The 13,846-nt window shown below is 31.1% G+C and carries 12 protein-coding genes and 1 pseudogene; 6 read left to right on the forward strand and 7 right to left on the reverse strand.

What is annotated here, in order from left to right; genetic code table 11:
• Positions 1–291 precede the first annotated feature (291 nt).
• Positions 292–684 (reverse strand): hypothetical protein, encoded by a 393-nt coding sequence (locus tag HN894_13865; protein MBT7144411.1) that lies wholly within the window; start codon positions 682–684, stop codon positions 292–294.
• A 409-nt stretch (positions 685–1,093) separates the two neighbouring features.
• Entirely contained in the window at positions 1,094–1,321 is a 228-nt protein-coding gene (locus HN894_13870) for a hypothetical protein (GenBank protein MBT7144412.1), read from the reverse strand.
• Positions 1,322–1,691: 370 nt separating this feature from the next.
• Between HN894_13870 and HN894_13875 the strand changes: the two genes are divergently transcribed.
• The gene (locus HN894_13875; protein MBT7144413.1) at positions 1,692–2,225 is read left to right on the forward strand and encodes a CvpA family protein; all 534 of its coding nucleotides are present in this window, start codon (positions 1,692–1,694) and stop codon (positions 2,223–2,225) included.
• Between the two features lie 243 nt (positions 2,226–2,468).
• Here HN894_13875 and ispG read toward each other — a convergent pair whose 3' ends face one another.
• The 3 genes from ispG to HN894_13890 all read right to left on the reverse strand — a co-directional run bounded on the left by ispG (position 2,469) and on the right by HN894_13890 (position 6,496).
• Complete coding sequence (ispG, locus tag HN894_13880; GenBank protein MBT7144414.1) at positions 2,469–4,418, reverse strand: (E)-4-hydroxy-3-methylbut-2-enyl-diphosphate synthase; 1,950 nt, start codon at positions 4,416–4,418, stop codon at positions 2,469–2,471.
• 42 nt (positions 4,419–4,460) lie between these two features.
• A complete protein-coding gene (locus tag HN894_13885; protein MBT7144415.1) occupies positions 4,461–5,516 on the reverse strand; it encodes a VOC family protein in 1,056 nt (351 codons plus the stop codon).
• Positions 5,517–5,701: 185 nt separating this feature from the next.
• On the reverse strand, positions 5,702–6,496 hold the full coding sequence (locus HN894_13890; GenBank protein MBT7144416.1) for an SDR family oxidoreductase: 795 nt from the start codon (positions 6,494–6,496) through the stop codon (positions 5,702–5,704).
• A 134-nt stretch (positions 6,497–6,630) separates the two neighbouring features.
• On the opposite strand from HN894_13890, the gene mnmD reads away from it, so the two are divergent.
• The 5 genes from mnmD (at position 6,631) to HN894_13915 (ending at position 12,355) form a co-directional block, all read left to right on the forward strand.
• Complete coding sequence (mnmD, locus tag HN894_13895; protein ID MBT7144417.1) at positions 6,631–7,293, forward strand: tRNA (5-methylaminomethyl-2-thiouridine)(34)-methyltransferase MnmD; 663 nt, start codon at positions 6,631–6,633, stop codon at positions 7,291–7,293.
• 62 nt (positions 7,294–7,355) lie between these two features.
• Positions 7,356–8,603, forward strand: a complete 1,248-nt coding sequence (locus HN894_13900) for a sigma-70 family RNA polymerase sigma factor (protein ID MBT7144418.1) — start codon at positions 7,356–7,358, stop codon at positions 8,601–8,603.
• A gap of 94 nt (positions 8,604–8,697) precedes the next feature.
• Positions 8,698–9,786 carry a hypothetical protein gene (locus HN894_13905; protein MBT7144419.1) on the forward strand — a complete coding sequence of 363 codons (1,089 nt, stop codon included), beginning with the start codon at positions 8,698–8,700 and terminating at the stop codon, positions 9,784–9,786.
• Positions 9,787–9,793: 7 nt separating this feature from the next.
• Positions 9,794–11,284, forward strand: a complete 1,491-nt coding sequence (locus HN894_13910; protein ID MBT7144420.1) for a T9SS type A sorting domain-containing protein — start codon at positions 9,794–9,796, stop codon at positions 11,282–11,284.
• Positions 11,285–11,338: 54 nt separating this feature from the next.
• Positions 11,339–12,355 (forward strand): T9SS type A sorting domain-containing protein, encoded by a 1,017-nt coding sequence (locus tag HN894_13915; protein ID MBT7144421.1) that lies wholly within the window; start codon positions 11,339–11,341, stop codon positions 12,353–12,355.
• A 319-nt stretch (positions 12,356–12,674) separates the two neighbouring features.
• On the opposite strand, the gene HN894_13920 is transcribed toward HN894_13915, so the two are convergent.
• Entirely contained in the window at positions 12,675–13,109 is a 435-nt protein-coding gene (locus HN894_13920; protein ID MBT7144422.1) for a hypothetical protein, read from the reverse strand.
• Positions 13,110–13,241: 132 nt separating this feature from the next.
• Positions 13,242–13,809 (reverse strand): annotated as a pseudogene (locus HN894_13925) (transposase).
• Between the last annotated feature and the right edge of the window lie 37 nt (positions 13,810–13,846).

The raw sequence follows: 13,846 nt of genomic DNA on the forward strand, positions 1-13,846 counted from the left end.
CCTGAATAATTCATAAATTTTCGTAACGAAAGGTTAAAATGTGTATCAGATTTGAACTACCACAGATTTTTATTTTTGAGTAATAGCGAGCTATTTTGATGGAATAAAAATTGAGGACGGTCAAAGATGATGTGCAGTTTGAGCTTGTGGTAGAAATATTTATGAATTATTCAGGTTAAGATAGCATTATTTTTAAGTTTTATATTATTGATGCGTCAAACTATCAACAAGATGGTTTGAAAATATGTCTCCAAATCGAAACCATTGTTATCGAAGCTCAGCAGCTTGAATTTATATTAGTCCTAAACCAACTTTTATTTCTTCTGCTCTTTCGAGGTATTGGTAAATTTCTTCTCGTTTCGGATCAATACCTTTTTCTACAGCTTCTTTGCTTCTATTATACTGATTTTTAGTAAAGTTAATAAATCTTTTGGCTCTGGTGAAAGCATCTTTCTGGTCTTGCTCCGAAAATGTTTTCAGTTCGTCTATAACTATTTGTGTGAAGTTGCCTTTGTTAGATTCCCAAAGTTCCAAAACTTCCTTTTTTTCTTTTTTTGTTAGATTATAGTCTAATTTGAAAACTCTATCAACATTTTTAATTTCATTTTTTGAAACATCATCATCAACACCTGCAATTGCAATCATTCCTGCATAAACTGCTTGTTTAAAATTAAATTCTGCCATTTTTTTAGTTTTATTAAATATATTTATTAAGTTTATTTTTATTCAAATATTTTATACATCATTAAGTATCAGTACAATTACTTATATTTATAATTGATTCAATCATGAAAATTTTGCATTATTTTTTTAAATGTAAATATATATATAAAAGTCGGAAACAAAATTTTTATTAAAAAAAAATGCTTTTTGAAGTGTGAAAATTTCATCATTTCAAATTTTGTTTTCAATTTTAAATGAAACTCAGTTCTGTCCATTTATATTTTTTTTGATTTCCATCTTTACAGAAAATTGTCTGTTTTAATAAAAATATACTGGAAAATGTTAGAATTTATGTATTAGCAAGAATTAGGCAAAAAAAAGGAAAGGGATTTTTATCTCTTTCCTTTTTTCTAAAATTTGACTTGTTGAATTATGGAGCTAAATTTGGCAAATATGGATAAATTGCTGGATTTAGGTAATGTGCACAAACATTTGGAGTGAAACTTGAATGCTGTTCAATGTAAAAGTGAGAACAAGCTCTGTATCCTGTTTTTGGTTTATACCAATCTGCAAAATTTGCACCATTGCTTTCTACCCAATCAATAAATTTGAGATGCCCGAGGTTCATTTCAAGAACATTTACTGTTGAATCAACCACATCATTTACATTGATAGGACATCCTGACTCAATTGTATAATCAAAGTATGAACCTACATTTATTCCCCAGGCAAATTGTTTCCTGGAGTCCTGTAATCGTCATCCGGAGTGCTACATGTACCTAAAACTGTGGTGGCATAATCTGGCAAGTGTATTTCTAAACAACGACCAAAGGATGTAAAATTCTAAATAATAAAAGGATTCCTATTAGTAAGATTCAAATCGGTAGTTAAAACTCTTGAAACAAAATCAATATTATTAGTGAATAGTTACAAAATACTTTATACAAATAATTTTCTTTTATTTCAATTTTAATAATCAAAGTGTAAATTTTAAATTATTTTTGTAACTTTTTGTAAAAACTTTAACTATGGATAACTTTAGCTTTAGCTATATCGACATAATTATTCTTGTACCCTTGCTATGGGGCGCATATAAAGGGATAAAAAAAGGTTTAATTATTGAAGCTGCAAGTTTGGCTGCATTACTAATTGGAGTATATGGGGCCTCGATTTTTTCTTCATTGACCAAAGGAATTTTGACAAATACCTTCAATTTTCATTCGGAATATATGAGTATAATTTCGTTTGGAATTACTTTTATTTTGATTGTATTTGTGGTTCATCTTATTGCTAAGGCTATTGACAGATTGGTTAGTGCCGTATCTCTGGGTTTTTTCAATAGAATTGCAGGATTGATTTTTGGTGTTGCGAAATTTGCTTTTTTTATCAGTATAATAATTGCTATTTTCAACAAATTCGATAAAGATTCAAAAATTATTAAACCCGAATTGAAAGAAAAATCTTTTCTTTATGAACCAATTTCGTCTTTAGCTCCTATGATTTTTCCTTATTTGAATTTTGACAATGGTAAATCTGAAAAATCTGTTGAAAAGGAAATTTGATATTTGTTCTTTAAGGGACTTCTAAAAATGCAAATTTCTTCGTTGTTTCAAAATTTCAAAATCCTCATTTACATTAGTAAACTACGGTTTTGAAATTTCTTACGCCTTGAAATTTACTATTTATAGAAGCCCCCCTTTAGAATAAACTTTCCAATTTCAAAAAAATGGAAAAATAATTTCTTATAATTATAAATATATCAGCAGAAATAAACTCGTGTAAATTAATTTGAAAATTTATAACTGTTAGCATTCTTTCCAATCGCCATTTTCTTTTATCAATGCAATGAGTTCTTCAACTGCATTTTCTTCAGGAATATTTTTTTTCACAACCATATGCTCTTTATACAAAGATATTTTGCCTTTTTGGGTACCAACGTATCCGTAGTCTGCATCGGCCATTTCGCCTGGTCCGTTCACAATGCAGCCCATCACTCCAATTTTTAAGCCTTTAAGATGCCCTGCTTTATTGCGAATTTTTGCAGTAGCAGTTTGTAAATCAAAAAGTGTACGCCCGCAAGAAGGGCAAGAAATGTATTCTGTTTTTGTAGTTCTGACTCGGCAAGCTTGCAATATTCCAAAGGAAAATGAATTAATTTTTTCAGGATTGGTATCAGAGTTTTCTTCAATTTTGTTTTGAATGAAAATTCCATCTCCAAATCCGTCAATAAATAGTGCACCTATGTCAGCCGAACTTTTCAGCAATAGCGATTCGAAAGAATTCTCTGAATAAGAGCGATTAATTATTACCGGAATTGGGATGTCTCTTATTTTTAATTCATTGAAAAAAGCGCGTTGGTCGGCAATGCCATTCGTGTTAGTCGTTTGGAGAATAAAAACACTTGTTTTATCCTTTGAGAAATCCTCAAATACTATTTCTGAAAAATCGGAATATTTAAGTTTGACAAAATTTATTTTTGCAGATTTTATTTTTGCCTTGGTAAATTCATCTAAATCGTAAATCGGAAAATAATTTTCATTTTTTTCAAAGGAAGAAAGCCAATGTTTATACGAACAGATGATTTTCAAATTTTCAGGGAGCGTAAAACCTACCTTATTTATATCAATAAAAACATATTCAGCAGCAAAATCATTTTTTGTCCATTGGTTTCTATTTTTATCAAAAAAATATCCAATTTTTTGAAAATCCGATTGTTCGATTTTTATTGAACTAAAATCGGCAAGCACAACTGGCACGTTTTTATTGCCGATATTCTCAATATTTCTACTTAATCTTTTTTGATATTCGTAGGGATTGTATGCTATTTTCGAAATTGGTTTTATGGATTCGTGATTTTTTAAATTTTGAAAATTATCTCGCAATTTTTTCGCAACCGGAATTTCTCTTTCAGGGTCTTCGGTGAGCGATATTCTTATAGTAGCACCTATTCCATCGTTAAGTAAAGTTCCAATTCCGATGGCAGATTTTATCCTACCATCTTCGCCTTCGCCAGCTTCTGTAACTCCAAGATGGAGCGGATAATTCATTCCTTCTGCTTGCATTTGGCTCACTAACAAACGATTCGCCTGAACCATAATTTGTGTGTTGCTGGCTTTCATTGAAATCACGATATTATGAAAATCCGTGTCCCGACAAATTCGTAAAAATTCCATCGTAGATTCTACCATTCCTTTTGGGGTGTCGCCATATTTGCTTAAAATCCTGTCGGATAAAGAGCCATGATTTGTCCCAATGCGAATGGCTGTATTATTTTCTTTGCAAACTTTCAGTAATGGCAATAGGTTTTGATGAATTTTTTCTATTTCAAGTTTATATTCATCGTCTGTAAAATCTAATTTTTTAAAGTTTTTCTTATCAACATAATTTCCAGGATTTATCCTGACTTTATCGACATTTTTTGCAGCAACTAATGCTGCTTTCGGATTAAAATGAATATCGGCAATCAAAGGATTTGTGTATCCTTTTTTGCGTAGTTCAGATTTAATAATTGCCAAATTATCAGCTTCTTTCACTCCTTGAGCAGTGATTCTAACGAAATCGGCACCTTCATTAAATATTTTTATAGTTTGCTGAACTGTCGCTTCTGTATCCATAGTATTTGTGTTTGTCATCGACTGAACACTGACAGGATTATCTCCGCCAATTTCTTTTTGTCCAATTTTTACAATTGAAGATTTTGAGCGGGAAAATTCAGTAATACTATTACAATAATTGTTTTTTAGAGTTGAGTTCATTAGCCTGTAATAACGAAATTGCAAATAATCAATAAAAAATCACTAATCCTTCACTCTCCCAAAAGCAAGAGTTCTAAGCATCCATTTTGGCAGAGCTTTTTCAGGGTTTCTTTTTCTTAAATTTAAATACCAGCCCAATTTTTTCAGGATAGGGATTTTATGGGTTTCAACGAATTCTATCAAAGTGCCATCCGGATCTTCTATGTAGGAAAACTGTCCGGCAGCCTCGCCCATATCAAAACTGTTGCTCGAATCGACTGTGAATTCAAATCCCTTCGAGGCACATTCTTTTTTAATATCCTCAATCCCATTTACATCGAAACATAAATGTATGAATCCTAAATCTCCCCAAAATCTATTTTCAAAGATTTTTCGGGCTTCGTAATCTATTGCTTGAATAAGTTCTATGCTTGTTGCACCCAACAATTCGCTAAATGCGCCTTGTCGTTTTTTGCTATGGCTTAATAAAATGCGCCGAAATTTTTTGTTTCCACCTGGCAAATTTGCAAAGTCAGGAAACACTCCAATCTCGTCGTAAATAATATTGTCGTATTCTAAAATATCGACATACAATTTTTTAGCTTTTTCGATATCTGAAACTCCAATAATTGCTCCTGAACAACCACCTGTGAAATGCTTCGATTTTGAAAACCAATCTTTCGATTCTTCTATTTGAAAAATATTACCTAGAAAATCCCGCAAATAAAAAACTCGTTCTCCTGCCGGATTGATTTCAATTTTGCCAATTATTTCGAGCTTTTGTTGACTAAATTTTTCAAAAGCAATAGAAATATTTCTGGTTTTTATTTTTGCAACATAAATTCCTAAATCTCCGGTTTGTACTTCAAAATCAGGAGCTTCTGCTTTTCGTTTTGTGTATTGCCAAATTTCAAATCCACCACCGCCATTTATATTCATAGCTAAAACTGCATGTCTTTCCTGTGGCTCTCCTCCAGTGTATGGAAGCATTAGGCCGGCAGTTGCAGCTTCGTCAAAAATAGGTATATCCATTCCGAAGGCTTTTCTATACCATTTCCATGTTTTATAAACATCGGGGTTTCCAATGCCAATTTGCTGTATTCCACTTATTATTTTCATTTTACTTTTTGCTGTTATTTATTTTGATAAAAATATTAGAAATTATAAATTGGGAAAAATCTTCTGTAATTTAAAGATTCTTTCAATAAATAATTAAAATTTTCAAAGTAATATTCTTGAATCATAATTCACCTTAAAACTATCGAAATGAAATTTGTAATTCATAATTACTAATTCATAACTCTCTATGTTGATTTAACTTTCAAAGCAATTTTTTCAAATATGGCTGGGAAAAATCTTCGTATATGAACTAATAAAACTTCTTTGCCTCCAATATTTACTTCTTTTTTGTTTTTTTTGATTGCATCAATTATTTGTTGTGCACATAATTCCACCGGAATTCCGTGTTTTTGACCGCCGTCCATTTTTCCATATGGTTTCCCATTGCCCGAGAGTGCATTTTTTGAGATATTTGTTTGCACACGCCCAGGTATCGCAATTGTAACTTTAATATTTTTCTTTTTTAGTTCGAGCCTGGCAGTTTCATAAAATCCATGAAGGGCATGTTTCGATGCAGAATATGCCGAGCGTAGTGGAAATCCAAATTTCCCAACTATGCTACTAATTGCAACAATATGCCCGCTTTTTTGTTTTATCATAGTAGGTAAAACGCTTTTAGTGAGGGTAATGGAAGAGAAAAAATTCACTTCCATTAATTTTCGGTCGTTTTCGATAGGTGTTTCTTCAATATACGATCTCTGGCTCATGCCACCGTTGTTTATCAGCAAATCTATTCTCCCAAACTTTTTTATTAACGAATTTGTAAGCTCATCAATATTTTTTGTGTCAAGTAGATCGAAAGCTGCAATAAATATATTATCTGCATTTTCTGCACAATTATTTTTTACTCTTTCCAATTCGTTTTCCCGGCGTGCCGAAATTATTATTTTAGCTTTTTCTTTGCTAAATAAATATGTTAAAGCCTCGCCAATTCCGGACGAAGCTCCTGTTATCCAAACTATTTTTCCAGTGTAATTCATTATTCTTGCAAAAGTAATTTTTCAAATTAGATATTTTGAAACTTATGGAAAATATTTTGTTGTACTGGTTTAAATATTAGAAAAATGGAATTACTTTGTGAATCATTTATCTTATTAATAATTCTGCAAATTTTGTGAATAAATATAAAATCATAACCAGCGATGATGGTTCAAATACAATTTTTCTGCCTGAGTATAATGAAAGCTACCATTCAACTTTTGGTGCAATTCAAGAATCGATGCATGTTTTCATAAAATCAGGTTTTTTAGAGATAGAGAAGCAAGAAATTTCTGTGTTTGAGCTTGGTTTTGGGACAGGTTTAAATACCCTATTAACATTTATTGAGGCTGAAAAACTTGGGAAAAGTATTGATTATCATGCAATTGAATTGTTTCCTCTAAAAAAAGAATTGGTTAAACAACTTAACTATTGCAAATTGTTAAGTCAAGAATGCGACCAAATTTTCAATAAAATACATGAAGTTGCTTGGAACCAAAGCGTAGCTATTTCTGACAATTTTAGTTTAACAAAAATAATAGCAAATTTCGAGAATTTTGAGTTTGCCGAAAAAATTGATCTTTTTTATTTCGATGCTTTTGCACCGGAAGTTCAACCCGAACTTTGGACAAACTCTATTTTCGAAAGAGTGTTCGATAACATGAATAAGAATGGAATTTTGACTACTTATTCTTGCAAAGGTTCTGTAAAACGAGCTTTAAAATCGGCAGGATTTCAAATAGAGAAAATTCCTGGACCAAAAGGTAAACGTGAAATCTTGAGGGCAAGGAAAATGTGAATTTGTAAATTTAATTGCAACTATTTTTATATCTTGCATCTATAATTTGAATAATTAAAAATATGGTTGTTGATCAACAATTAGTTACTGGCTGTAGAGCTGCTGATGAGAAGTCGCAAAGATTGTTGTACGAACAATTTTCTCCAACTATGTTTGGAATTTGTTTGAGCTATTGCACGAATCGTCAGGAAGCAGAAGATTATTTACAGGAAGGATTTATTACTATTTTTAATAAAATAGATAAATATTCGGGTGAAGGAAGTTTTATTGGTTGGATGCGAAGAATAATGATCAACACCGTTCTTATGGGGTTAAGGGCAAAAAAGATTGAAAATAAAGTTGTAAGCATTGACAAAATCAACGAATTAAATATTGATTCAAAAAGTTTTGACAATTCGGAATATTGCGGCGAAGAAATTAAGTCAACAATATTAGATGCCGAGTTTGACTCAAAAGAGATTCTCGAAATTGCTCACACCTTGCCCGAAGGATATAGAGCTGTTTTTAATCTTTATGTTATTGAAGGATATAAACATAAGGAAATTGCAAAAACTTTGGGTATAAAAGAATCGACATCGAAAAGTAAGCTTTTACGTGCAAGAAAACAACTTCAACAAAAGTTATTTGATATAAGCATGGAAAGGAAGAAAAAAAACAAAAGGAAATTAGTTTACGCATTTGCACCTTTGGCTATGAATGAAAATTTTAAATATATAGACGAAATATTAAAAAAAGCATATACTAACTTGCAAGCTACACCCACGAAAAATTGGTTGGATTTGAAGCAAAAAATGCAATCGTATGGGAATAAAACTTCAAGTATAGAATCTGCCCAATCAGAAATATCTAATTCTGGCATTGAATTACAAAATTCATTTTTAAGTTCAGTAAGTAATGCTGGTTCTACTTTTATTAACTTTTTAAGCACTCATATTATTTCAACTCTTAGCATCGTAACTGTTGCAACTATCGGAATAACTTACCTCTCCTTGGAGAATACCAATGATATTGAAAATAGTAGTATCTCAGTAAAAAATGCTGAAAACAAAAATATTATTGAAACAAAAAACCAAAATATTTTATCTACGGAAAATTCAAGTGTGAGCAATACGGAAAACGATATTATACATACAATAGAGGATAAACCTGAACACTCCACAAATATTGGCTCAATCAATGAAAATATTTTGCCCGATAATGTGATTATCGATACAATAAAAGTTCCAGTCAAAAAAACTATTTATAAGACAAAAACCATTAGAATTACTGATACAATCAGGAAACAAAAACAAATATTTAGAAACAAATAGTGCGATTTAAATACGGATTATGTTTGCAATGTTTTCTGAAAAAAAAACGAAATCTGATATGCAAAAAGCTAATCATTTTTATTTTTTAATATTAATGATTTTTTTATTTGTAATAAATTCAAATGCGTCAAATATTAAGAGTGTTTTTATAGGCTATGAACAATTTGTGATTGAGCCTGATACCATAATAGTTTACGATACAATTTATACATACGATACAGTTTTTACTTATCAAACAATTCATGATACAGTTTTTTACTACGATAGTCTATTTGTAGATGAGATTGAAAAAATGAAAAAAATAGAACATAAAAAAGCTGATTTGCGGGCAAACTGTTACGACAATTTTGATTTTGATTTTAGAAATTCAATAATACAGAAAAATAAAATCGAAAAATCGAATATTGATATCATTTGGGCTTACGGTATTAAAAGCTATAGAGCATCGTTTCCTGAAACAAATGATTTATATAAATTTCGGGAAAAAGCTATTCAATCTGCAAATAGCTTGAATATTGGTTTTAAATATAATTATAATATATGGAAGAAACTGTCGCTTAGTAGCGGATTGTCATACTCATTATCTCATGATAATTTTTCCTTCAGCTACGATAATCTGAACATTGATACATCTTTGGTAGCAGATATTTTTGAAAATATCCATAGCAATGTCGATTCAGTTTATTTCATCAATATTGATTCATTGTTTTCAATGGGCGATACTATTTGGGAAACATTTTACGACACTTCCTATTCATATACTTTTGATACCAATTATGTTGAAAAATATGATACAGTTTTTATAAATCATTCGAAAAATGCAATAAATAAAATAGAATATCTTCAAATTCCATTAATTGCTTCATGGTATTTCAATTTCGGAAATCTTAACTTCTCGTTAAGTAGTGGTATCATTAATGAGTTTTTAATCAGGCATAAAAAATACGAAGTTTATTTCGAAGACGATTTGTATTCAACAAAACTTCAAACAAAGAATGAACTTCAAAGCTATTCATTGTCGCTATATATCTCATGTCTTGCCGAATACAAGTTTTCAACTCAATGGAGTTTTTTAGTTGAACCTTATTTTAAGCAATCAATTTTCAACTTATATAAAAATGACGATTATAAATTAAAAACAAACATATCTGGCTTAAAAACAGGCTTAAGGTATTATTTCTGATATAATTATGAAAAGATTTGTTCTGATATTTGCTTTAACTATAATATTTTTTAAAGTTTTTGCATACCAATTTAAAATTGAGGGATTTGTTACCGACACTTTCGGCAATGATATTAATCATCACGAGGTTTATATCTATTCTTTATCTATGGCAGATGTGGAAAAAGTAGAAACAAATAAATCCGGCTATTATTCAAAAGTTTTTAACATTCCATTTGGCTACTTTCCAAAATTTTATGTTCAGTCATGGTCAAACTGCAATGGAGATTATTACAACCAAACCGAGACTTGTACTGCGTATCATGGTACAATAAATCTTGACTTTGAAGTTTGTAATCAGCATATTCCGCAACATGTCCATATTCCAAATTTTCAAATGGAAAAAATCAATAATCTTTCATACGGATTTATCAATACATCCTTTGGTTTTACTGACTCGGTTTATTGGTCATTTGAGTTCGATACAATTTCAACTGAATTTATGCCAATTATCAATTTTCCTGAAAAAGGGCTCTACGATATTTGTTTACAGATTTTTGATCATAATGATTTTAATGGAGAAATATGTGAAACTCTACCTATTGGCGAATTTGAATCGGCAGTAGGTACTGTTAAACATAATGGTATAAACTTGCAAGTCGGTATCATATATTTGTATCAAAGATGTAAACCCAAAACATTTACCTGGATTTCAAAATACGAAATTGTTAATGGAGAATTTGAAATTCCTCACATATTTTACAATCATTTTTACATTCAGGCAATACCGCAATTTGACATAAATTTCCCATATTTTCCAAAATATCTGCCTACTTATGTCGGAAATTCAGGAATATGGCAGAATGCAGACTCAATTACGATGCAATCGCCAATTCCACCTTTTACTATCGAACTAAATTCTTATGACGAAATGTTTTATGGAAGTGGTTCAATCTCCGGTACAATAATTCGGCATGATTCAGTTGATTTTAGTTTAGTGCCTATTTGGCTTACATATAACCATTTGCCTCCAGTTACAGTTTATTTATTGAATGATAATAATGAGATACTGGATTTTAGGTTTTTGGAAACATCTATGGACTTTGAGTTTTTGCAAATTCCATTAGGAAACTATCGTATAAAAACAGACGTTTTTAATTATATTCCTATTATTCATCAAATTAATTTATCGGAAGAAAACAAAAATTATATAGTCCCTGATATTAGAATTTATCAAGATGAGATATTGCTAAACACAGAAACAAACCTGAGTAATTTTTATTCATTTAATATATTTCCTAATCCTTCTAAGGATTTCATTCGCATAGAAAGTTCAGTTTTTTTACTTAGTGTAAAAGTTTTTGATCTACAATCTGTAGAAATATTTTGTGCTGAATCTATTAATTCGAGAACATATAATCTGGACATAAATGCCTATGAATTTGGCATTTATATTGTTGAATTAGAAACATATAATAATCAAAAATACAGAAAGAAAATAGTTAAAATAAAAAATTAGTGCAACTATTTATTAAACTTGCATCTTAAGGCTATAAACAAAAAATAAACGAATATGAAAAGAACATTTTTTTTACTAGGATTAATTTTTGCTGCAACAATTACCTTTGCACAAATCAACGGTGGACACGGTGGACACGGAAATCATGGAGGAAACGGTGGCGGCGGTAACGGCGGCAATGGCGGAGGTCCTGGTGGACCCGGCTGTGGAGATACCATCATTGTTGTAAGCGATACAATTATTTATTTGCCCGGTGATACAATTTTCACGCATTTTGGCGATACGATTATTGTTACTGATACAATTTTCGGACACGGCAATCATGGTGGACATGGCAATCATGGAGGACACGGTCATAATGTTGGCGATTCTATAATTTACCTACCCGGCGATACAATTTTCTGTCCTTCCGGTGATACTTTAATAGTATCAGACACAATTTTCAGTCATGGTTGGCATGGACATGTTGGTCTAAATGCAACAGATACAATTGTTCATTTACCTGGCGATACTATATTTACGCACTTTGGCGATACAATAATTGTTACTGATACAATTTTCGGACATGGAGGTTATGGAAACCACGGTGGACAAGGCGGACATGGAAATCATGGTGGACAAGGCGGACATGGAAATCATGGCGGACAAGGCGGACATGGAAATCATGGTGGACAAGGCGGACATGGAAATCATGGAGATCATGGTGGAAATGCTCAAATCTCTGATTCTTGTCTTTGTGAATACTACTCATCAATGGTAGAAACAACAAATCAGATGATTGATGAACAAAAAACAGCTTTAAGTATTGTAAACGAGATTACTATAAGCGGATTAAAATCATATCCAAATCCTGTAAGCGACAATCTGAATTTAGAGCTTGTTTCTGATATTTCATCATCAGCAAATATTAAAATATACTCCATCACAGGAAGTGTTTTATATAACGAAAATGTTGAGCTGCACCAAGGTGCAAATTCATTCCATATCAATGTGAAATTTATTCCACAGGGAAGCTATCTTATTACTATATCAACCCAAAATTCTTTGGAAACTTTACGATTTGTAAAATAGATTAATTGTTTAGAGTTATGAAAAAGGCTGTCTTTTATAGGCAGCCTTTTTTTGTATCATTAAATTTGTTTAAATAGTCAGTGTCGGGTACTTGAAGTTAATAATAAGCTTTCTCTGATTTTCGAGTTATTGTACACACGGATTGCAAATCCGCGATAGCTGGGGTTTAGCAAAGGTAAAAATTATTTTTTACAATTAAGGGTGGTTTTGTGTTGTTGGACGCACGGATTACAAATCCGCGATAGCTGGGATGCTTTAAGCTCGCACTAAAGAGAGCTTTCTATTGTTTCAATAACCAGAAAGTGCCATTTCTATCTAACTACTGATTTGATGATGATATTATCAAAAAATGAGAAAACTCATCATTGCTAAATCCTTTAATATTATTCATAGATAAGGAAGAAATATAATATTCGCCACTATTTAAATTCAGACATCGTATTTTAATCGCACAATCTTTTTTATTAGAATATATTTTACATTGGTATACAATATTTCCATCTGAATCGAAAAACAAAACTTTATCTCCTTGCCTAGCATCACAATTCATGACTGTATCTAGGCTTGGATATAGATTAGCAATTTCTTTTTGGGGAATAAAGAAAAAAAGTTTACCAGCATCCATTAATAACTGACGATGATAGTTATCAATTATTTGTTTTTCTTTATCAAATTCAGATTCATAAAAACAACTACAGGATGAAACAAGTAAAACAAAAAAGATCCATATAAACTTTGAAGAAAATTTAATCATTAGTATTATTTTTAGTTGGATTTGAATACATGTCGATATTAAAATTATCTTTTATCCTAAAGAAATTAATAAAACCACCCTGCTAGCGCGGATTTGCAATCCGTTCGTCCAAAATAGATAGAACCCAAAGATTTAAACGTAAGTCTTCAGTTGAGACATTTCTACAATAATTTCTATCAAATTAGGCAATTCCGCATAATTTAGTGCAGAACTAAATAAATAATCCTGCGGTTCTTGTACTATCATTTCTTGCACCGGATTTTGATGAATGTAATTTAGTTTCTCATAAAAAAATCATTAGTATAAATCACCTTTGCATGATTACTATCTTGCCAGAGTTTATACTTCTGCTCACGTTTTAAGTGCTCACAATATTTTTGCATAATGGCAAAAGCCACTCCCTTCTACTTTCCGGTTCGTTCTTTATTTGCCCAATTATCTTTTTCGATGTGAATTTCTTAAAATCTCGCAAAATATCTGAAAGACAAAAGCCTTCTGCTGCACTGCAAATCAAATGTAAGTGGCTGTGCATTAAAACCCATCCATAAATTTCCAGGCCTTTATTTCTCTGACAATATTTAAGTGAATCTACAATTGCCATTTTATGGTTTTTATGAGTAAAAACATATAGCCAGCCAACAGTTGTCATAGTGATAAAATATTCTTTGTCAGGTTCGTACATTTTATATTTATCAGACATTTAGCAAAGATAAATATATTTCTTAACAATTTAGCTT

It is taken from the genome of Bacteroidota bacterium (assembly GCA_018692315.1).
Taxonomy (GTDB): domain Bacteria; phylum Bacteroidota; class Bacteroidia; order Bacteroidales; family JABHKC01; genus JABHKC01.

Coding starts and splice junctions, on each gene's coding strand:
- HN894_13865 (MBT7144411.1), bottom strand. CDS start 684: ATGGCAGAATTTAATTTTAAACAAGCAGTTTATGCAGGAATGATTGCA.
- HN894_13875 (MBT7144413.1), top strand. CDS start 1,692: ATGGATAACTTTAGCTTTAGCTATATCGACATAATTATTCTTGTACCC.
- ispG (MBT7144414.1), bottom strand. CDS start 4,418: ATGAACTCAACTCTAAAAAACAATTATTGTAATAGTATTACTGAATTT.
- HN894_13885 (MBT7144415.1), bottom strand. CDS start 5,516: ATGAAAATAATAAGTGGAATACAGCAAATTGGCATTGGAAACCCCGAT.
- HN894_13890 (MBT7144416.1), bottom strand. CDS start 6,496: ATGAATTACACTGGAAAAATAGTTTGGATAACAGGAGCTTCGTCCGGA.
- HN894_13900 (MBT7144418.1), top strand. CDS start 7,356: ATGGTTGTTGATCAACAATTAGTTACTGGCTGTAGAGCTGCTGATGAG.
- HN894_13905 (MBT7144419.1), top strand. CDS start 8,698: ATGATTTTTTTATTTGTAATAAATTCAAATGCGTCAAATATTAAGAGT.
- HN894_13910 (MBT7144420.1), top strand. CDS start 9,794: ATGAAAAGATTTGTTCTGATATTTGCTTTAACTATAATATTTTTTAAA.
- HN894_13915 (MBT7144421.1), top strand. CDS start 11,339: ATGAAAAGAACATTTTTTTTACTAGGATTAATTTTTGCTGCAACAATT.
- HN894_13920 (MBT7144422.1), bottom strand. CDS start 13,109: ATGATTAAATTTTCTTCAAAGTTTATATGGATCTTTTTTGTTTTACTT.